Raw genomic sequence first — 19,942 nt, forward strand, 5'->3', positions numbered from 1 at the left:
GCCGCTGCCGGTGGGCGTGCCGGGCGAGCTGTGCGTCGGGGGCGCGGGCGTGGCCGTCCGCGGCTACCGCGGCAGGCCCGAGGCCACCGCCGAGCGGTTCGTCGCGAACCCGTTCGGGGACGGCGTGCTGTACCGCACCGGCGACCTCGTCCGGTGGCGGCCCGACGGGACGCTCGACTTCCTCGGCCGGATCGACCAGCAGGTGAAGATCCGCGGCCACCGGGTCGAGCCGAGCGAGATCGAGGCCGTGCTGCACGGCCACCCGCGCGTCCAGGAGGCGGCGGTGGTCACGGCGCAGGCGGGGGACCACCTGCGGCTCGTCGCCTACGTCGTCCTGGACGAGCGGGCGAGGAGCGCGCCGCCCGGCGAGCGCGTCGACGACGCCGACCTGGCCGCCTACGCCGGGGAGCGGCTACCCGCCCACATGGTCCCCGCGCTGTGGGCCCGGCTGGAGCGGATGCCGCGCACCCGCAACGGCAAGCTCAACCGCGCGGCGCTGCCCCCACCGCCGCGCTCCAGGGGCGGCGCCCCCGCCGCGCCCCGCACCCCGCTGCAACGGGACGTGGCCGACCTGCTCGGCGCGCTGCCAGGCGCCGACCCGGCCGCCGGCCTGGCGGCCGAGGTGCCCGCATGGGCGGGCCGCCTCCACGGGCCGGCGCTCGTCACGGCGCTGCTCAGGGAGCGTTTCGGCGACCCCGTCCCGCACGTCTGCGCTGGACGGACCGCACGGAAGATCGCCGCGGACCTCCAGCGGCTCGGCACGTCACCCCGGTGAGCATCGAAGGAGAGGAACCGATGGACACCCCACTGTCGTACACGATGTCCCTGGCGGACGTCGGTGAGCTCGAATCGCTGGTCGACAAGCTCGACTCCCTGGAGATCGATCCGGCCGCGCCGTACTTCTTCGACCAGGCGTGGGACCTGACCGCGATGGTGCCCTCCGGGGTGCGGCGGTTCCTCGCGGAGTTCTGCCGCGACGAGCGGGCGGCCACCTGCACGGTGCGCGGCTGGCCCATCGGCGACCGGGCGCTCGGGCCGACCCCGGCGAACTGGTCCGAGGCCGCCGCGCAGGGGCGCGGCCGCCGTGAGGAGTTCGTGCTCGGATTGCTCGCGATGTGCCTGACCGGTGAGACGTTCAGCTGGTCGACGCTCCAGGGCGGGCGGCTGCTGCACAACGTCGTCCCGATCGCGGGCGACGAGCAGGAACAGAGCGGCCACGGCCAGGTGCTGCTGGAATGGCACACCGAGGACGGCTTCCACCCGTACCGCTGCGACTACCTGCTGCTGTTCGGCATGCGGAACCCCGACCACGTGCCGACGCTGGTGTCCTCGGTCCGGGACGTCCGGCTGGACGAGGCGGATCTGGAACTGCTGCGGCAGCCGAGGTTCCACATCATGCCCGACAACGAACACCTGCGGCAGATGGCCGAGAAGCACCCCGGGCACCCGAGCCTGCTCCGCGCCCGCAAGATGCGCGACGAGCCCCGGGCCGTCCCGGTCCTGTTCGGGGCACCGGAGTCGCCGTACCTGCGGATCGACCCGTACTTCATGCGGTGCGCCGACGACGACCCCGCGGTCGAGACGGCGCTGCGCCGGCTCATCGACGAGATGAACCGGGTCCAGCAGCGGATCGAGGTCGAGCCGGGAACGCTCCTGGTCGTCGACAACTATCTGGCGGTGCACGGCCGGGCCGCGTTCCGGGCGCGCTTCGACGGTACCGACCGCTGGCTGAAGAAGGCACTGGTCACCCGGGACCTGCGGGTGTCGAGGGACATGCGCGAGTCGCCGTCCAGCCGGGTCATCGTGTGACACGCGTCCACGCCGGGGCAGAGGAAGGGAGCCCGTCCATGGACCTTGTGGTCATCGGTCTCGGCTATGTCGGGCTGCCGCTCGCACGGGAGGCCTGCCGGGCCGGGCTGGCCGTGCGCGGGCTGGACCGGGACCAGGCCCTGGTGTCGTCGCTCATGGCGGGCCGTTCGCACGTGGACGACGTCTCCGACGCCGACGTCGGCGCGATGATCGGCTCGGGGTTCGCCGCCACGGCCGACCCGGACGTCCTGGGCACGGCGCGGACGGTCGTCATCTGCGTGCCGACGCCCCTCGCCCCCGAGGGCGGGCCGGACCTGACCGCCGTGCGCGGCGCGGTGTCGGCCGTCGCGCGGCGGCTCTCGCCGGGCACGCTGGTCGTCCTGGAGTCCACCACCTACCCCGGGACGACCGACGAGGTCGTGCGACCGTTGCTGGAGGAGTCGGGCCTCATCGCCGGCCGTGACTTCCATCTGGCGTTCTCGCCCGAGCGCATCGACCCGGGCAACGCCCGCTACGGGATCGCCAACACCCCGAAGATCGTCGGGGGGTACACGCCCGCGTGCGCCGCAGCGGCCGAGGCGTTCTACGGCAAGTTCGTGAAGACCGTCGTGCTCGCGAAGGGGACACGGGAGGCGGAGATGGCCAAGCTGCTGGAGAACACCTATCGCCACGTCAACATCGCGCTGGTCAACGAGATGAGCGTGTTCTGCCACGAACTGGGCGTCGACCTGTGGGACGCCATCTCCTGCGCGTCCACCAAGCCGTTCGGGTTCCAGCCGTTCTTCCCGGGGCCGGGCGTCGGGGGGCACTGCATCCCGATCGACCCGAACTACCTGTCCTACAAGGTCCGGACGCTGGGCTACGCGTTCCGCTTCGTCGAGCTGGCCCAGGAGATCAACACGGGCATGCCGCGGTACGTGGTGCACCGCGCGCAGCAGCAGCTCAACGACCGGGGTCTCGCGCTGCGCGGGGCCCGGGTGCTGCTGCTCGGCGCCACCTACAAGGCCGATGTCGCCGACCGGCGCGAGTCCCCCGCGCAGCAGGTCGCCGAACGACTGGCGGGGCTCGGCGCCCGGCTGTCGTTCCACGACCCGTACGTCGAGACATGGCAGGTCGGCGGCCTGTCACTGTCGCGCGTCCCGGACCTGCCGGATGCGCTGGAGACCGCGGACCTGACCATCCTGCTCACCGACCACCGCGAGTACACCGGCGAGTTGCTGGCGGGCAAGGCCCGCTTCCTGCTCGACACGCGGGGGCGCACCGCCGCGGGCACGAACGTGGAGTTGCTGTGAGCGCCGGGGTGCCCCGGCGCTCAGCCGGGCGCCCAGGTGTACTGATGTTCCGGGCGACCGGTGTTGCCATAGCGGAGCGTGACCTCCACCCGTCCGTCCTGGGCGAGCGCGGCCAGGTACCGCTGCGCGGTGGTGCGCGAGATGCCGACCTGGGCGCAGACCTCGGTCGCCGACAGGGGACCGGCGGCACGCTCCAGCGCCCGCATCACCAGCCGCCGGGTGACCTGGACGCCCTCCCCGGCGGCGGGGGGACGCTGCGGCGGGTCGCCGTGCAGCGCGCGCAGCGCCTCGTCGATGTCGGCCTGGGTCAACTCGCCCGGCATGCCGAGCCGACGGCGGTAGCAGGCGTAGGCGGTGAGCCGCTCGGCGAGGTCCGCGGCGGTGAACGGCTTGAACAGATAGTGCCGGACGCCGCGCGCCAGCGCCGTGCGCACCGACGCGGCGTCGGTGGCCGCGGTGACCATGATGACGTCGGCGTCCAGGTCGCGCAGCAGGGTCAGGCCCGACTCGTCGGGCAGATAGATGTCGAGCAGCACCAGGTCGGGGGCTAACTCGGCGGCCCGGGCACGTGCCTCGGCCGCCGATCCGGCCCGTCCGGCGACCCGGAACCCCGGCACCGACCGGACGAACTCGGCATGCACTTCGGCCACCCGGAAGTCGTCGTCGACGACCAGCACCGACAGCACCGGATCCCCGCTCACCTGACAGCCCCTCGTCGCTTGGCGCGCCCCCGTGCGGCGGCCTCCCCGGAAGCCGCCGAGCGCTAGTGTGACGCTGCTTCTGTGACGCACGGCACGGCGGCGTGGTTCGGCGCCGCGGCGTGGGCCTCCTTAGCGGATCATGCGGAAGCAGAAGAACGTCGGGAACCGGTAGTACTCGTTCTTGCCGGCCTTCACCGCGCCCAGGATCAGGAACACCCACTGCCCGAACAGCAGCTCCAGATAGGGCAGGATCAGCGGGATGAGGAAAGCCGGGTTCTCGGTGACGATCGTCGGCGGGACGCAGATCGCCGCGACCGCCAGCAGGTGGATCAGCAGCGTGATCTGGAAGTTCAGCGCCTGCGCCGCGTGGAACCGGACGAACGCCGACTCCCGCTTCTTCACGAAGTAAATGATCAGCGGCGCGAGGAACCCGACCAGCAGCACCCCCATGTACGTGAAGATCGCCCACGTCGAGTCGTTGCTCTGGACCTGGCCGGGCGGGCCGTGGGGGACACCGGGCGGGCCGTACCCCCAGCGCGGGTCGTACTGCCCGCCGTAGGGCCCCTGATAAGGCGGCGGCTGATCGTCGGAGCCAGGCGGCGGGGGCGGGGGCGGGGGCTGTTCGGTCACTGTTCTTCCTGTTCCTCCCATGGGAGCACCATCAGGAACCTATCGTGCGGCGGTTCGACGCCTCAGCCGAAAAGAGCCCCAGTCGAGGACGCCGACGGAGCGGAACCGCCGCCCCGCAGCGGGAGGCGGTCGCCGAGTTCGCCGCGGCTTACGGCGTCAGTACTCGTACACCTTGACCGTCGCCGGCTGGTTGTACCACGTCGCGATGACGGACGAGGTGCGCTTGTCGGTGAGGAAGTCGACGCGCAGCCAGCCGCCCGCCTCCGTGACGCGCGTCTCGTACCCGGAGTTCGGCGTCGCCGACACCAACCGCACCCGCCCGCCGGCGAACGACATCGCCGCCTGCCCGCCGCGCGTGGCGTAGCTACGCACCTTGCCCGCCGTCCGCGGCGCGCCCGTCCCGTCCGACCTGGTCGGCGCCGGCGAACTCGCCGGCCGCGGCGCCGGCGCCCGGTCCTCGCCTGTCGCGGGGCTCGGCCGGACGGTCGGCGATCCGATGCTCGTCGGTCCCGGTGGCGCGGACGGGCTCGCGTGGATGACCGGTCCCGCGATCGGCGGCGGCGCCGACCGCTCGGAGACCGTGTCGCGCACGACGCCGCGAACGCCGAGCCAGGAGAACGTCACCGCGAGTGCGGTCACTCCGGCCCAGGGCGCAACATATGACATCGCGCGACGCATGGGCACATGGTGGCATACGGTTCGGCCATGGCGAGTGTTCTGGTGGTCGAGGATGACGCGAACGTCCGCACCGCCTTGATCAGGGAGCTGAGCGCCCGGTCCCATGTCGTGCGCAGCGTCGGGACCGCGATGGACGCGCTGCGCGAGGTCACACAGTCGCCGCCCGACGCCGTCGTCCTCGACCTCGGGCTGCCCGATCTCGACGGCGCCGAGGTGCTGAAGATGCTGCGCGGCATCTCCGACGTCCCCGTCATCGTCGCGACGGCCCGCGACGACGAGCCCGAGATCGTCCGGCTGCTGAACGCGGGCGCCGACGACTACCTCATCAAGCCGTTCTCCGCCGAGCACCTCGTCGCGAGGCTCGCCGCCGTGCTGCGCCGGTCGACCCGGTCCGGGCCGACCGCCGAGCTGAGCGTCGGCGGCCTGCACATCGACCTCGACCGGCGTGAGGCCCTGCTGGACGGCGCGCCGCTGGAGCTGACCCGCCGCGAGTTCGACCTGCTGGCCTACCTCGCCGCCCGTCCCGGGCGGGTCGTGGCGCGCCGCGAGCTGCTCGCCGAGGTGTGGCGGCAGGCGTACGGCGACGACCAGACGATCGACGTGCACCTGTCCTGGCTGCGGCGCAAGCTCGGCGAGACCGCCGCCGCGCCCCGCTACCTGCACACGGTGCGCGGTGTCGGGGTCCGGCTGGCCGAGCCGGGCCCGCGCTCATGAGGCGGACGCTCGTCCTGGTGTCCCTCGCGGTCACCTCGATGGTGGCGCTGGCCTTCCTCATCCCGCTCGCGCTCACCGTCCGCGAGATCGCCCGCGACCGCGCCCTCACCACCGCCGAACGGCAGGCCAGCGCGCTTGGCCCGGTCCTGGTCGTCACCGAGGACCCGGCCTCACTCGAACGCGCGGTCGCCAGCACCCAGGCGGGTGCCGCGAAACGGATGACCGTACACATGCCGGACGGCGGGCTGGTGCCGAAGTCCACCGGCGGCTCCGGTGCCCGCCCCGAGCAACTCGCCGAGGCCGGCCGCCGCGGCCGCGCCTACACCGCCCGGGTGTCCGGCGGGTACGCGCTGCTCCAGCCGGTGTCGCTGGACGCGGGCCGCACCGCGGTCGTGGAGGTGTTCCTGCCGGACGAGGACCTGTCGCGCGGTGTGTGGAAGGCGTGGATCGTGATGACCGCCGTCGCCGCCGCGCTCGTCGCCGGCTCGGTCGCCGTCGCCGACCGGCTCGGCGCCAGGATGATCCGCTCCACCCGCCGCCTCGCCGAGGTCGCGGGCGACTTCGGCGACGGCGAGCTGTCCGCCCGCATCGAGCCGGACGGGCCGCCCGAGCTGGTCGAGGCGGGGCTGGCCTTCAACGCGATGGCGGACCACGTCGTGCAGCTCCTGTCCGCTGAGCGCGAGATGGCCGCCGACCTGTCCCACCGCCTGCGCACTCCCCTCGCCGCGCTCCGCCTCAACGCCGAGGCACTCGGGGACGGCCCGGTCGCCGAGCAGACTCGCGAGGCCGTCGACCGCATCGAGCGCGAGGTCGACCAGATCATCCGCACCGTCCGGCGACCCACGGGACGCGGGAGCTGCGACGCGGCCAAGGTGCTGCGCGACCGGATCGCGTTCTGGTCGGTCCTGGCCGAGGACGAGGGCCGCTCCTGCGAGCTGATCGGCGCCGAGCAATCCGCGTCCCTCCCGCTCCCCGGTACCGAACTGGCGGCCGCGGTCGACGCCCTTCTCGGCAACATCTTCCGGCACACGGCCGACGGCACCGGGTTCGCCGTCACCCTCCACCAGGGACAGGGCATCACCGGCATCCTCGTCGCCGACGGCGGCCCCGGCATCGCCGACCCGGACGCGGCGCTCAAGCGCGGCAGCAGCGGCGGCGGCTCCACCGGACTCGGCCTCGACATCGCCCGCCGCGCCGCCGAGTCCACCGGCGGATACCTGCGCATCCACCGCAGCGTTCTCGGCGGTGCGCAGGTGCAGATGTGGTTCCGCACCAAGTGGCTGCCGCCGGCCCGGCGCTCCCGGGGTCTCGTCCGCCGCCGCCATTCCCGACCGCCCGAGGGACGCCGCTCCCGAGCGTCCTAGAACGGTCTTAACAGACTCTTAACCATGAACCGCCCGGCCGTCGGGCGCCCTACTTTGATCGGCACCACCCCCGGTCGAGGAGGCGCACATGAGCCGGCCCATTGCCCGCACCTTCCGCGCGTGCCCTCTGCTGCGCTACCTCGCCGTCGGACTCGCCGCCGCACTCGCCACCGTCGCCTGCGGCCTCGCGGTCCTGCCCGACACCGCCGCCGACGAGCCGGTGCGCGCCGTCCGGGCCGCCGCCGGTGCGCCCGAGTTCGCCCCCTACATCGACGGCAGCCTCCACCCGCCGTTCGATCTCGTGGACGCGACGAAGAAGACCGGCGTCAAGTCCTACACGCTCGCGTTCATCACCGCCGGCGGTGCTGGGTGCGCCCCCAAATGGGGTGGGGTGACCGACATCGGGGCGAACCCCGTCGCGAACCAGGCGGGCGACCTGCGCGCTCTCGGCGGCGACATCCGCATCTCGTTCGGCGGCGCGTCCGGCATCGAACTCGCCGCGGCATGCCCCACCGTCGAGCGGCTCACCGCCGCCTACGAGCAGGTGGTGTCGGCCTTCAAGCTCACCCGCGCCGACTTCGACATCGAGGGTGCCGCGCTCGCCGACACCGCGGCCAACACCCGTCGCGCCCAGGCGATCGCCACCCTCCAGAAGAGGCACCCCGACCTGGAGGTGTCGCTCACGCTGCCCGTTCTACCGGAGGGCCTCACTCCTGACGGCGTGAACCTGGTCAAGAACGCCAAGGCCAACGGCATGGACGTCGACGTCGTCAACATCATGGCCATGGACTACGGACCCCCGTCCAGCGAGATGGGGGATCTGGCGGTCCAGGCCGCGACCTCGACCGAGACCCAGCTTCGCTCCGCCCTGGCCGTGCCCTCCGCCTGGGACCGTCTCGCCATCACTCCCATGATCGGCGTGAACGACGTCGCCGGTGAGACCTTCACGCTCGCCGACGCCGCCCAGGTCGCCGCGTTCGCCCGCGCCCGGGGCCTCGCCTGGACGGCCATGTGGTCGGCCAACCGCGACCGGCCGTGCCCCGGCGGGGTCAAGCCACTGGCCGATCCCACCTGCAGCGGTGTCGACCAGGAGCCCCTCGCCTTCACCCGCGCGCTCGGCTAGGCCGCACGTGGTCGCCGGTCATCCCGTTCCGGGGCCCTACCGGGCCGGTGCCGGCCGCCCATCGTGGGGGCGTGGGCACCGGCCCGCCGCGGTGTCAGCAGTTGGAGTACTTCACGTACCACTTGCCGTTGCCGTTGCCGGTCTTGTAGTCGGCGATCCAGTTCCCGTTGTGGAGCCGCACCCACAGGTAGCCGCCCCTGCGCTGGATGCTGTGCCAGTCGGTGGTGACGTGGTCGCCGCGCCGCAGGTGGCCGACCAGGTTGTGGTCGACCCACGGGTGGCTGCGGACGTTCAGGCGGTCCACGACCACCACGCCCCTGCACCAGCGGACGCGCTGCTCGTCCCGCTCAAGGAGCCGGTTCAACGCCTCGGCGTCCCCCTGCGCCCCGACCTCGATCGCGCCGCCACCCTGCCCTTCCTCGTCCTGCGGGTTCGGCTGGGTGATGTTCTGCTCGTCCTGCCGCGGTTTGGGCGGCGGCTGCGACGCGCCTGCGACGGTCCCGGCCCCCAGCACCGTCCCGGCCACGATGGTGGCGACCAGACCCGAACCGAGTCTTACTGCTGCTCGCATCTCATTCCTCCAGGTCGTACACGACTTACAGCCGCCTTCCTTACCTGGAGTAACAGATCTTACACACTAAGTAACGAAGATCTCTCCTTGACCAACCCCCGGCGACATTACCGAAATGCCCGTGTTGTTCCAGTGCCCCGCACTGCATGGACACGGGTTCGCCGACCCGGTTCAGGACCGGCCCGATCCGATGCGACCCAGCGGAATCGGGTCTAGTGAACGGAGGTGAGCTGGCGAAAGGCGGAATCGAGATCCTCGTCGTCCCCTCTCTCGACACTGCCGAGAACGACGGCCATGATCGCCTTACCCAGCATGGTCTTTCTCTTGTCGTGATCGATGAAACGGCTGGTCGAGTCCGAGTGCATGCGAAGGATAAAGCCGTCGGATAACGCAGTGAAAATGTCGGCGATATCCCGGATGCTGACCTCAGAGCGGAGCCTCAGGTTATGCCGCAAGAAGATCTGTCGATAGATGGGGATCCACTTTTCCTGGGTGCTGTGGTAGACGGCGGCCAATGATTCCTTCACCTCAGGATGATGCTCGGCGATGACGGCGGCTATGAACGCAAGGCGCAGGGCGGGATTGTTGAGCCCGGCCACCTGGTCCTGGTAACACGCCTCATGGGCCGCGTCCGCGAGATCGGTCGCGGTGGAGATCACCGCTCTGGCCTTGTCTGCGGCGATGGTGTGGGGCAGCCAGTTCTTGATCCACAGGGAGTAGGCCAGGACATCGCCTATGTAGGCGTCGCGATCAGGCCATCTGGCCAGGAAGGAGTCCTCGTCGACGGTCCTCTCGCTGCCTTTCGCCGCCTCCGCGATGATCCTGTCACTGGAGAGGAACTCAAGGAACATCGAGGAGGAGGACGATCTCCCGGTTTTCTCCACGCGATCGCTGGGGTCGCATCCCTGGACCAAGAGCCGGAAACCGGCCTCCAGATAGTCCTTGGTGAGCGGGTGGTTCGCGAGCCTGCGCCTCTCCTCCGTCGGGGCCCGCGTATCACCGGAGACGCGGGTCAGCCGTTTGAGGATCAGTGACAGATCGTCTTCGGGTGACCACTCCAGTCGATCCGTTTCGGAGACCAGGGCGGGCAGTAGTTGGCTCAAGGTCACGGACGCGGTCTCCTCGGCCGATTCGTGCGGCCGGCTCAGCACACGAAAGAGCAGGGCGCTGGTGTGATAAACGCCCGTGTCGGCGGCCGACGGATCGATCCGCACCACTCCGAGGTTCTGACCATAGGAGATAAGATCGACAAGTGGCTCGGACAACGGGGCGAGCTTGCGTACGTCATCGGGTTCGGTGATCGCGCTCCCCGTCTTCTGGCTCTGTTCCTGCATCGCGGCGATCAGGCACACCGTGAGGTCGCGATGAGTGCGAGCAAGGAGAGAAAGATCGAAGATATGCTTCCTGATGGCGGCGATGGGCGGGAACCTGCCCTTGATCGCTTGGTCGGCCGACTCGATGAGCTCCGTCAGTAACGGCGAATAGGCGTAGCCGATGAGGGACTGCTTCGTTCTGAAATGATTGTAGGCGGTGGCGGTGCTCACGCCGGCGGCCTTGGCAACGTCTTCCACTCTAGTTCCGTGCCACCCTCGTTCGGCGAAGAGGGTCAGAGCTGCCTCCAGCAGGGCGCTACGTGTTCGCCTTTTCTTGGTTTCGGCGCTGCGCTGTCGGGGGGCAGAAGCATTCATCGGTTCAGCATAGCATGAGTCAAGATGTCAATACCGCAATTTATGGGCCGCTTCAGGCGACCCCTAAGGGTGGTATCGACAGATCCTTCGATTCAATAACGGAAGCTGTTTAAAGGTTGTCCGAATATTCACGTGACTTGGTCCGAATAGTCTGCTTCTTGGGTGGATCGAGATAAACACGCGCCGATCTCGATCTGAAGCGGTGTCGGGCCGTCGTGACCTTCGAGGTCATCCGGCAGATCCCGCGGCCATCGCCGGTGATCGTAATGAGCCGGTTTGGTTGCCGAACGGACCATGCCCGCACTGAAAACGATGCGGTGCCGCACTGCGCGGCATTCACCCTGCGCGTCGGAGAATGTGCCGAATGTGGCAATCGTTGGACCGTGGAGCCGATGATGGTTATCGAGGCGGAGGCGGAGAGATGAACGCCCCGTGGCGCGAGGTGCTGTTCCGGGGAAGTCGCCGGCCGGCGGTCACCGCGCCCTCGGTGTGGCGGTCGAGCCCCGTCCTTGTGCTGGAGGTCGGCCCTTCGCGCCGGTGTCAGGCCTCGGCGATGCCGCCCGCCGAGGCCGCCCTCCTTCGAGATCTTGAAATACGTGAACGCCGAGGTGGCGAGGGGTCTCCTCGTGCCGAGTAATTACTCCAAGTTGGCTATCTGTTCTGGAGTAATGACTAGCGTTGACTAGAACTTGGCTGATCGCTAGGCTCGGGTCCTGCTCGACGTGACCAGCGGGGCGGATGAGGCCGAAGAGATGAGGCCTTCCCGGGGCGGTGCCGACGAATGTCGAGGGTCACCGGACCCGAGCAGACACGGTCTGAGCCGATTGGGCTCAGCCGAATTGAGCGACACTGAATCTGTAGAACGAGAGGATGACTACGTGGGCGGCAGCGGTGCCTAGTCTCAACTGAATGATCACAGCGCGTACCCATCGGGTACGCGCTGTTCTGGTAGTTCGCTGTGAACAGGTTCTGTGCTCGGCTACCGTGCGCCCTTACCGCCCATGCGATAATCCCTGTCTCGCCGCTGCTCGCATCTGCCCGGCTACAGCCAGTCATGGTTCCCAGCTCCAAGCTACACCATAGTGGAGCAGGGGTTCCAGGGGCCGGCCGTCGAAGATCTTGTAGACGTACGAGCCGCGGTCGAGTCGCTCCAAATGCTGCCTGTCCCGGATATCCGGCTCCAGTTCTCCTTTGGTGTCCGAGGCCGCACGGAACCACCAGACGCGGCTCGGTGTCATCCTCGGGTCGAAGAGGAGCTGGAATTCGATGCGTTTGGTGTGCTCGGTGAGGGGCTTCCACCTCAGTACCGGTTCCGCGCGGACTTCGCTGTTCACGCGCACGCGGTAGGCGAAGACATATATTCCGTCATCGGAACCGAGTCGTTTGGGCAGCTCCAGCGTCGCGATGACGCCTCCCGCGCTGTTCTCGCTCTTCCGCGCGACGTCGCAACCGAAGATCGGCTCGATGTCGAGAACACCTGGCCGGCTCTCGCTGTAGTAGCGGTACTCGACGGTGACCTGGGGGTTGGCCTGGGGAACGAGCGCCTTCAGCCATACGCGCACGTCATTCTGGACGATGGCGCCGGCCGCTGAGAACTGGCATGTGTAGGAGATGGCCTCGGTGGCGAGCGTCGAGGGTTCACCGGTGTGGCTGTGCTCGGTCTTGACCCGCCCCTCGGAGTCGCCGATCTGTGCGATCTCCTCTGCCAGGAAGCGGGACACCTTCTCGATCCCGTCGTTCTCGCGTCGTTCGAGTGTGCGAAGGCTGTCGACCCGGTACTTGCGCACGTCGGGGTCGGTCGAGTGTTTGAGATCCGTACTGTAACTGGTTCTCCGGGCGGTGAGCGTGTCCTCGGCATATTTACGGTCGAAGCGCAACGCCACGAGTAGTGGGCCACGAAATTTCGGGTCACTGAGCGCTTCCACCAGCGCTTTCAATTCTGCGACGCAGGTCTCGATCGTCGTCGGACGATGTGTGGACGAGAGTCGCCGACGGAGCGCGGCCACCAGTTCTGGACACTCCATAAGTCGTTCGACGGTACAGCCCATGTCCTGTCGCAGTTCCTTGAGACTGCGCGTGTACCTCCGGCGCGCATCCGCTGTACCGTCGTCCATCGTTCGTGCCTTTCGAGTTCCCTCGGGATCGTGGAGTACTCGGCTTGTCCGGTAGCTGGTCGTTTACATCCCCCCGCCGTCCTGCCTAGCGTTATAGCCAGGAAAGTGGCACGTGGTTCTCCAACGGAGAAGGGATTCTTGCATACTCGTGCGAGATCATTCGTCAGGCTGCCGGAGTCCTTCCCAACCCTGCGTCGGTTGTAGTCCTAAACCGGGAGGAACCGGCCACTGGATCTTTGTCCTCGCGCAGCCTTCTGTGCGGGACGCGGCGTTCCCTCAGAGCAGGGCGGGGAATCGTCTGCTTGATTGACTCCAGTTTGGGGCCGCGGTTTCTGTCGTCTGACCAAACTGGAGTTGAAGGGCGATCGGAACAGAGCTAACCGTCGGTTCGCACTGCGGGAGATGAGGTTGGTCATGGGAGTAAGGAACGTGGCGACTTCGAGATCGTCAAATAGTCAAATAACGGACTCTCGGTCCGATCTCGACGGCGAGCGGTTGGAGTTCGGCTACCACTTCGTGACCGCGGTCGACGTCGAGGGATTCAGCAGGCTGAGCGTGCTGGACCAGGTCGGCGTGCAGGACGTGCTGCGCCGGGCCCTCGATGACGCGGCAGTGCGGGCCGCCCTCGACCGTGCTTCCTGGTACCGCCAGGCGCGCGGTGACGGAGAGCTCGCCGTCCTCCCGAGGGACACCGACGTGCTGGGACTGGTCGCCGCCTACCCTCGCGAGTTCGCCCGTTCGCTTGCGACGGTGAACGCCGAGCGAGGGCCCGGTCCGCGCATCCGGGTACGCCTGGCCATTCATCACGGGACCGTCATCGGGGGCCCGTTCGGTCCGGTCGGCCCGGCCCCGATTCTCGTCTCGCGGCTGGTCGATTCGGACGGTCTGCGTCGCGAACTGAGTGAACGGCAGGCGATGGATCTCGTCTTCGCGCTGTCGGCCACGGTGTACACGGAGGTCGTGGAAAGCAGGCTGGGCGCATTGTCGCCCGAAGATTTCCACGCGCTGGTCGTCCAGGGCAAAGGGACGGATCATCTCGCTTATGTGCACGGCGACCGGCGGAGCGGGGAAGGTCTGCGGTCTCTCGTCCCGGAGATGCCCGCGTGGGCGAAACCAGAATGCCCGCCCGACGATGACGAGTTCTCCGCCCCGATGCTGCATCCCTCGCCCGCGCTGCCGATGCCACCGCGTGACCTCTCCATCGTGGGCGAGCACTCCTGAGCGGGGTGGTCCCGGGGGTGGGCGTGCCTTGTTCTCGCAGGTGAACACGTTCCGGGTGAGGGTTCTCGGGCGGTTCGGAACGGAGAGTGAAATAAGCGCTGCTCAGCGGTTCCCTAAGTGAGGGTTAAGGGGGTTCTAGTGAGGGTGGGGGCGGCTTAGCGTTGCGGTGTCACATCCAATACGGCGGAGGTGCACAGGCGGAGAGCAGAGTGAACGTCGGCTGAGGTTCCGACTGAGGTTCCTGTTTGAGACAGGTTTCTGGCCTGCACGGCCTTGACCCCGCTCGGGGGCCGTGCGGGCCAGAAGCCTTTTTCAGGTGCGGGGGAGAGCGCCGAAGAGGAGCAGGCGGAAGGCGTCCGCGGTGCCGGCGGCGGTGGTGTCGCCGGTGGCGAGCCGGCGGATGGCGAGGCCGTAGAGCATGGCGACCACGGCGGGGGCGTGCTGCTCGGCGTCGGGGATGCCCACATCCGTGAGGACGGCCGCGGCCAGGCGGTCGTAGGCGGCGACGGAGCGGGTCGAGGCGTCGCGGATGCCGGGGTCGCGGGCGGCGTGCAGATGGAGTTCCAGGTTGGCGATCTGCTCGGGGCCGCGGGCGAAGCCGGCCACGGCCTTCTCCACCTGGTCCGCGGCCCGGGTGGGGGCCAGGTCCGACTTGTTGAGGGTCGCGATGTAGGCGGTGATGTGGGCGATCTCGTCGTCGACGAAGGCGCGCAGGGCCTCGCGGAGCAGGTCCTCCTGGCTGGGGAAGTGGTAGGTGAGGGAGCCGAGTGAGACGCCGGCCTCGCGGGCCACGGCGCGGTTGGTCACGGCGCCGAGGCCCTGCTCGCCGATCAGGCGGAGGGTGGCTTGGACGATCTGGTCGCGGGCGCTCATCGGTGCACAGTCTTCCGTAAGGCGGAGGTCCTCGCTATCGTTCGTTCGAACGAACGAGATGTGAGGGGCGGCGTGGTGCTGGGGTTGGCAGAGCAGGCGGCGGCGTTGGCGCGGGGTGAGGTCTCCGCCAGGGAACTGGTCGCGGAGTCGCTGGAGAGCATCGCGCGGCAGGAGTCGCTCGGGGCGTTCCGGGTCGTCCGGAGGGAGGCGGCGGTGGCCGAGGCGCTGCGGGCGGACGAGCGGCTGGCCGCAGGGGAGCGGCTGCCGCTGCTGGGGGTGCCCGTCGCGATCAAGGACGACACGGATCTGGCGGGGGAGACGACGCCGTTCGCGGTCGCCGGGGACCATCGGCCGGTCTCCCGGGACGGGGAGGTCGTCCGCAGGTTGCGGGCGGCGGGGGCGATCGTCGTGGGGAAGACGACGACGTGTGAGCTCGGGCTGTGGCCTTTCAGCGAGTCATCGGGGTTCGGGGCCGCGCGCAATCCGTGGAACCCGGAGTACACGCCGGGCGGCTCGTCGGGGGGTTCGGCCGCTGCAGTGGCGGGCGGGATGGTAGCGGCGGCCGTGGGGTCGGACGGGGCCGGGTCGATCCGTATCCCTGCGGCCTGGACGGGGTTGGTGGGGATAAAGCCGCAGCGGGGACGCGTCTCGGGATATCCGCAGACCGATCCTTTCAACGGGATCACTGTGTGGGGCCCGCTGGCGCGAAGTGTCGGTGACGCCGCTCTGTTGTTGGACGTGCTCGCGGGGAGCCATCCCGAAGACGTCTATCGGATCGATGCGCCCGTCCGATCTTTCGCGGAGGCGGCTCGGAGAGAGCCGCGCAGGTTGCGGGTCGCGGTGTCGTTCAGGACGGCGTTCGGGGTTCGTTCGAGGCTCGATCCGGAGATCCGGGCGGCCGTCGAGCGGATCGCGCGGAGGTTGACCGACCTGGGGCACAAGGTGTTCCCGGCCGATCCCGATTACGGGCTCGTGGGGCTCGGATTGGTTCCGAGAGGGACCGCGGGGGTCGTGGATCTGCTCGATGCCATGCCGAATCCGCGGCCCGAGGCGCGGACGCTTGTGGAGGCGAGGATCGGGCGGCTGGCGGGTCGGCGGCTGCTGCCTTTGGCGCGGCGAATGGAACCGTACCTGCACCGGAAGGTCGGACGTATTTTCCGGTACGCGGACGTGGTGCTCACTCCCACGACCGCGTGGCCGCCGTTGAAGGTCGGGGCCTTCGACGGGGTCGGATACCGGAAGACGCAGGCGGGTGTGGCGGCGGCCTGTCCATATGCGTGGACGTGGAATGTCCTCGGATGGCCGGGGGTGAACGTGCCCGCGGGCTTCATGGGGAATGGCCTGCCCATTGGCGCGCAACTACTGGGGCATGACTCCGACGAGGCCACGCTCATTTCGCTGGCCGCCCAGTTGGAGGCGGTCGAGGGCTGGACCGGACGAGTCGCTCAGTAACCGGCGCCCGTGAGCATGCCGCCGTCGACCAGGATCTCGCTGCCCGTGCAGTAGGACGAGTCGTCCGAGGCCAGGTAGGCGACCAGGCCGGAGACTTCGGTGGTCTTTCCCAGCCGGCCGAGCGGCAGGGCCCTCAAGAGGGCGTCGGCGCTGCCGGCCGTGTTGGCGACGACGTCATCCTGGAGGGACATGGAGGTGAGGACGCCGCCGGGGTGGATCGAGTTGACGCGGATGCCTTGGTGACCGAGCTCGCGGGCGGCGGCCTTGGTGAGGCCGCGCACGCCGAACTTGCTGGCACTGTAGGCGGCGAGGCCGGAGGCGCCGATGAAGCCCTCGGTCGAGGACACGTTGACGATCGAGCCGCCGCCCGCCGCGCGCATCGCGGCCGTCACCGACTTCACGCCGAGCCACTGGCCGACGAGGTTGACGTCGAGCACCTGCCGGAACTCCGCCAGGGACATCTCCTCGATGGTCGTGTGCCTGATGATCCCGGCGTTGTTGACGAGGATGTGCAGCGCGCCGAAGGTGCCGGTCGCCATCTCGACGGCGGTCCGCCAGTCGTCGGGATCGGTCACGTCCATCCGGACGAACCGGACGTCGGGCCCGAGATCGGCGGCGAGTTCGTCTCCCTGCTCCACCAGGATGTCGCCGAAAATGACCTTGGCGCCCTGCGTGACGAAGCGCCGCACGTGGGCCTTGCCCATGCCGCGCGCACCGCCGGTGATCAACGCCACCTTGCCGTCAAGCTGCCCCATCGACGCTCCTTCTGCTCGCGGCCACCGGGGCATCCCTACCCGGATGCCTTCCCGCGGGCACCCGTCACGTTTCCGAGCGTGCTTCGAATCCTGGGGGAACGTCCGGCGGACGATCCGTGCCAACCTAGCGTACGCTTGGGTGTGCAGTAAGAGAGCGTGCTCCACCTACCGTGTCCGCAGTCCGTCGAAGAGGAGGACGAGCATCCGGTCGGCGTACGCGTCCGGATCGGGGGTGCGTTCGGCGGCGACGCCGATCGCGTTGGTGAGCCGGAGGAGATCGCGGGGGTCGATGTCGGACCTGAGGGCGCCTGCGCGCTGCGCCCGCTCCAGCAGCAGCCCGAGCGCCTCGCAGATCGCCTCCGCGCAGGCGCCGAGCCGGGTCCCCGTCCACCGTGCCGACATGGCGTCGATGATCACGCTGGAGGTCCCGCGCGGGGTCGCGGCGCCCGCGAGATAGACCCGCAGCCATACCCCGAGCGCCACCTCGGCCTGCACCGCGGAGGTCTGCTCGATGCCCAGCATCTGCCCTGCACCGGATGCCGCCTCGGGAGCGGGGTCGTGCGCCGGCTGGGGGACGGCGCCGGCGAGGAGTTCGGCGGCGTGGGAGAGGAGGCCGTCGATACGGTCGCGGAGGACGGCGTGGAGCAGGTCGTCGCGGGTGGGAAAGTGGCGGTAGAGGGTACCGGAGCCGACTCCGGCGCGCTTGGCGATGTCGTCGAGGGACGCGCCGGTCCCGTGCTCCATGAAGGCCGCGCGGGCAGTGTCGAGGAGTCGTTGGTAGTTGCGGCGGGCATCGGCTCTCATCGGCCGGGTGTCCATGGGCACCGTCCAGCGGTGGTGCGGCCGGAGCACGTCCGGATTACCGGGGACGGTCTCCGCTTGCCTCTCGGAGACCTCCATCATGACAGCTACCTGGCCGGACGCAATGGCGACGCGGTGCCGGCGCGGCGCTCACATGGCCGGAGGGCGGTCGGTGAGGGCGTCGCGGGACAGCCGGTCGGCGCGGCGGGTGGTCTCGGGAAGGCGGTGGTCACGCGCCAGATTCAGGACGTCGCGGCACGCGTCGTCCAGCCTGACGCGATGACCCACGGACACGAACACCGGTTTCACGCCGTGCTGGGTGCGCAGGACCCGCCCGACCTCCTCGCCGCCATCCAGCAGCGGGCTCGTGTCGCCGCGCCGGACGCCCGGCGGGTCGTAGGCGCCGACGAAGCCGGTCTTGGCGACGCCGATCGTCGGCAGCCCGGTGAGGACGCCGAGGTGGCAGGCCAGCCCGAACCGGCGCGGGTGCGCGACGCCGTACCCGTCGCACGCGAGCAGGTCGGGCGTGGTCTTCAGCCCGCGCAGCGCCTCGACCAGCGCGGGCAGTTCCCGAAAGGCGAACAGGCCCGGGACGTAGGGGAACGCGGCGGTGCCGGCGACGACCGACTCTTCCAGAATGTCCAGGGTCGTCGCATCGAGGACGACCGCCGCGGCGGCCAGCCGTGTGCCGGTGCCGCCGCCGTCGCCCGCGTACGAGACGTCGAGGCCGGCGACCGTGCGCGGCTCCGTTGGGCCAGGCTCGTCCAGGACGAGCAACGGGCGCAGTTCGTCCTGGATCGCCTCCGCGGCCTCCGGCGTGGTGGGCCACGGGTGCAGATCACGAACGTCCATGAACCGGCACGCTACCGTCCCGCCGCCTGCGCGAGCGCCAGGCAACGACCCGGGCCGGATGGTCTCGGCCAGCGGCGGGACAAATGTGCGAGGACCTCAGGACAGGGAGGCGTACGCGGCCTCGGTCAACTGGTGGGCGCGAAGGTCGCCGGAGAGTTGGTCGCCCATGAGGTTCGGCAGGTAGGCGAGCGCGAGCCCGGCCTCGACGTCGCCCAGGCCGATCGAGCCGCCCGCGCCGGTGTGCCCGAACGCCGACACTCGTCCGGCCGCAGGGGTACGGAACGTCTGGGCCGGGCGCATGAAGCCGAGCCCGAAGGAGCTCTGCACGATCATCGTCCGGTCGGGGCCGGTCGCCCGGGGGCGGATCGCGTCCCGCAACGTCTCCGGACGCAGGATCCGGCCCGCCACCAGGTCACGGTAGAACGCGGCGAAGGAGGGAGCGGTCGTGATCATCCCGGCGGACGGCCACCCCGCGCGCAGCACGACGGGGTTGTTGTAGCCGCCCTTGCCCGGATGCGGGTTGTTCATCGCTCGGTTGAGTCTGCTCCGCCTGTCGGTGTAGGCACCGGCGAGCCGGTCGAGCACGTCGCCCTCCTCGGCGACCAGGAGGACATCGGCGCCGCCGCCGACGCGCCGTCCGGCCGACAGCTTCGCGGCCCGCTCGATCACCTCGTCGGGGGAGCCGATCCACAGGTCCAGCCCGCGCGCGAACTCCTGCTTCACGAAGGCGCCGACCGGCCGACCCGACAGCCGCCGGACGATCTCGCCCGCCAGCCAGCCGTAGGTCAGTGCGTGGTAGCCGTGCGCGGTGCCGGGCGCCCACTCGGGTTCCTGCGAAGCCAGGTCGGCGGCGCGCGCCGGGGCGTCCGCCGCCTCCTCCGCCGAGACGGCGCGGGCGAACGCCGGCAGGCCGGCCTGGTGCGACAGCAGATGCGCGGCGGTCGTGCCGTCCTTGCCCCGCGCCCCGAACTCCGGCCACCACGCGGTCACCGGCCCGTCCATCTCGTACGCGCCGCGCTCGGCCAGCAGCAGCGCCGCCGCGGCGGTCACCGCCTTGGTGCAGGAGAACCCGAAGCAGGGCGTGTCCGCCCGCCAGCCGCGCCCCGTCCGCCGGTCGGCGACACCACCCCACAGGTCCACCACCTTGCGGTCGCCCGCGTACACCGCGACGGCGGCACCGAGCTCACGTCCCGCGGCGAAGTTCCGCTCGAACACGTCGCGGACGGAGGCGAACGCCGGGTCGCAGTGCCCCTGCACAGTGCTGCTCATGCGCGTCCTCTCATGGAAGGTTCCTAGAATCATGC

At 69.8% G+C, this 19,942-nt stretch carries 20 protein-coding genes; 9 read left to right on the plus strand and 11 right to left on the minus strand.

Features of this window, described 5'->3' with window-relative positions:
• The 3 genes from AMA02S_RS23940 to AMA02S_RS23950 all read left to right on the plus strand — a co-directional run.
• A partial coding sequence (locus AMA02S_RS23940) for an AMP-binding enzyme (RefSeq protein ID WP_157430804.1) occupies positions 1-775 on the plus strand: 775 nt, incomplete at its 5' end.
• A 20-nt stretch (positions 776-795) separates the two neighbouring features.
• On the plus strand, positions 796-1,809 hold the full coding sequence (gene gntD, locus AMA02S_RS23945) for a guanitoxin biosynthesis L-enduracididine beta-hydroxylase GntD (RefSeq protein ID WP_067461648.1): 1,014 nt from the start codon (positions 796-798) through the stop codon (positions 1,807-1,809).
• Positions 1,810-1,847: 38 nt separating this feature from the next.
• Positions 1,848-3,101 (plus strand): nucleotide sugar dehydrogenase, encoded by a 1,254-nt coding sequence (locus AMA02S_RS23950; protein ID WP_067461649.1) that lies wholly within the window; start codon positions 1,848-1,850, stop codon positions 3,099-3,101.
• A gap of 20 nt (positions 3,102-3,121) precedes the next feature.
• Here AMA02S_RS23950 and AMA02S_RS23955 read toward each other — a convergent pair whose 3' ends face one another.
• The 3 genes from AMA02S_RS23955 to AMA02S_RS23965 all read right to left on the minus strand — a co-directional run bounded on the left by AMA02S_RS23955 (position 3,122) and on the right by AMA02S_RS23965 (position 5,110).
• Positions 3,122-3,802: a response regulator gene (locus AMA02S_RS23955; protein WP_245667783.1), complete on the minus strand. Its 681-nt coding sequence runs from the start codon at positions 3,800-3,802 to the stop codon at positions 3,122-3,124.
• A 129-nt stretch (positions 3,803-3,931) separates the two neighbouring features.
• Positions 3,932-4,432 (minus strand): DUF4870 domain-containing protein, encoded by a 501-nt coding sequence (locus AMA02S_RS23960; RefSeq protein ID WP_067461650.1) that lies wholly within the window; start codon positions 4,430-4,432, stop codon positions 3,932-3,934.
• A 156-nt stretch (positions 4,433-4,588) separates the two neighbouring features.
• Positions 4,589-5,110 (minus strand): hypothetical protein, encoded by a 522-nt coding sequence (locus AMA02S_RS23965; protein WP_067461651.1) that lies wholly within the window; start codon positions 5,108-5,110, stop codon positions 4,589-4,591.
• Between the two features lie 27 nt (positions 5,111-5,137).
• Between AMA02S_RS23965 and AMA02S_RS23970 the strand changes: the two genes are divergently transcribed.
• The 3 genes from AMA02S_RS23970 (at position 5,138) to AMA02S_RS23980 (ending at position 8,311) form a co-directional block, all read left to right on the plus strand.
• Positions 5,138-5,824, plus strand: coding sequence for a response regulator transcription factor (locus AMA02S_RS23970; protein ID WP_174550981.1), 687 nt, complete (start codon positions 5,138-5,140; stop codon positions 5,822-5,824).
• The gene (locus tag AMA02S_RS23975) at positions 5,821-7,188 is read left to right on the plus strand and encodes a sensor histidine kinase (protein ID WP_067461652.1); all 1,368 of its coding nucleotides are present in this window, start codon (positions 5,821-5,823) and stop codon (positions 7,186-7,188) included. Before AMA02S_RS23970 ends, AMA02S_RS23975 begins: the two co-directional genes overlap by 4 nt.
• 88 nt (positions 7,189-7,276) lie before the next feature.
• Positions 7,277-8,311: a chitinase gene (locus tag AMA02S_RS23980; RefSeq protein ID WP_067461653.1), complete on the plus strand. Its 1,035-nt coding sequence runs from the start codon at positions 7,277-7,279 to the stop codon at positions 8,309-8,311.
• A gap of 94 nt (positions 8,312-8,405) precedes the next feature.
• Here AMA02S_RS23980 and AMA02S_RS23985 read toward each other — a convergent pair whose 3' ends face one another.
• Positions 8,406-8,882, minus strand: a complete 477-nt coding sequence (locus AMA02S_RS23985) for an SH3 domain-containing protein (protein WP_157430805.1) — start codon at positions 8,880-8,882, stop codon at positions 8,406-8,408.
• A gap of 212 nt (positions 8,883-9,094) precedes the next feature.
• On the minus strand, positions 9,095-10,570 hold the full coding sequence (locus tag AMA02S_RS23990; protein ID WP_084265534.1) for a TetR/AcrR family transcriptional regulator: 1,476 nt from the start codon (positions 10,568-10,570) through the stop codon (positions 9,095-9,097).
• A gap of 215 nt (positions 10,571-10,785) precedes the next feature.
• Between AMA02S_RS23990 and AMA02S_RS42115 the strand changes: the two genes are divergently transcribed.
• Positions 10,786-10,995, plus strand: coding sequence for a hypothetical protein (locus AMA02S_RS42115; protein ID WP_157430806.1), 210 nt, complete (start codon positions 10,786-10,788; stop codon positions 10,993-10,995).
• Between the two features lie 627 nt (positions 10,996-11,622).
• Here AMA02S_RS42115 and AMA02S_RS23995 read toward each other — a convergent pair.
• Positions 11,623-12,684: a hypothetical protein gene (locus AMA02S_RS23995; RefSeq protein ID WP_157430807.1), complete on the minus strand. Its 1,062-nt coding sequence runs from the start codon at positions 12,682-12,684 to the stop codon at positions 11,623-11,625.
• A 516-nt stretch (positions 12,685-13,200) separates the two neighbouring features.
• On the opposite strand from AMA02S_RS23995, the gene AMA02S_RS24000 reads away from it, so the two are divergent.
• The gene (locus AMA02S_RS24000; RefSeq protein WP_157430808.1) at positions 13,201-13,905 is read left to right on the plus strand and encodes a nucleotidyl cyclase domain-containing protein; all 705 of its coding nucleotides are present in this window, start codon (positions 13,201-13,203) and stop codon (positions 13,903-13,905) included.
• 312 nt (positions 13,906-14,217) lie between these two features.
• Here the strand turns inward: AMA02S_RS24000 and AMA02S_RS24005 are convergent, their stop codons facing one another.
• On the minus strand, positions 14,218-14,778 hold the full coding sequence (locus AMA02S_RS24005; RefSeq protein WP_067461658.1) for a TetR/AcrR family transcriptional regulator: 561 nt from the start codon (positions 14,776-14,778) through the stop codon (positions 14,218-14,220).
• A 75-nt stretch (positions 14,779-14,853) separates the two neighbouring features.
• Between AMA02S_RS24005 and AMA02S_RS24010 the strand changes: the two genes are divergently transcribed.
• The gene (locus tag AMA02S_RS24010; RefSeq protein WP_245667785.1) at positions 14,854-16,230 is read left to right on the plus strand and encodes an amidase; all 1,377 of its coding nucleotides are present in this window, start codon (positions 14,854-14,856) and stop codon (positions 16,228-16,230) included.
• Here AMA02S_RS24010 and AMA02S_RS24015 read toward each other — a convergent pair.
• From AMA02S_RS24015 to AMA02S_RS24030, 4 genes are all read right to left on the minus strand, one after another.
• Positions 16,224-16,985 (minus strand): SDR family NAD(P)-dependent oxidoreductase, encoded by a 762-nt coding sequence (locus AMA02S_RS24015; RefSeq protein WP_067461659.1) that lies wholly within the window; start codon positions 16,983-16,985, stop codon positions 16,224-16,226. The genes AMA02S_RS24010 and AMA02S_RS24015 overlap by 7 nt on opposite strands.
• Positions 16,986-17,150: 165 nt before the next feature.
• The gene (locus AMA02S_RS24020; RefSeq protein ID WP_245667793.1) at positions 17,151-17,888 is read right to left on the minus strand and encodes a TetR/AcrR family transcriptional regulator; all 738 of its coding nucleotides are present in this window, start codon (positions 17,886-17,888) and stop codon (positions 17,151-17,153) included.
• 48 nt (positions 17,889-17,936) lie between these two features.
• Positions 17,937-18,638, minus strand: coding sequence for an endonuclease V (locus AMA02S_RS24025; RefSeq protein ID WP_067461660.1), 702 nt, complete (start codon positions 18,636-18,638; stop codon positions 17,937-17,939).
• Positions 18,639-18,734: 96 nt separating this feature from the next.
• Positions 18,735-19,907, minus strand: coding sequence for a serine hydrolase domain-containing protein (locus AMA02S_RS24030; protein ID WP_067461661.1), 1,173 nt, complete (start codon positions 19,905-19,907; stop codon positions 18,735-18,737).
• Between the last annotated feature and the right edge of the window lie 35 nt (positions 19,908-19,942).

Origin of the sequence: Actinomadura macra NBRC 14102 (assembly GCF_001552215.1) — a bacterium.
Lineage (GTDB): Bacteria > Actinomycetota > Actinomycetes > Streptosporangiales > Streptosporangiaceae > Spirillospora > Spirillospora macra.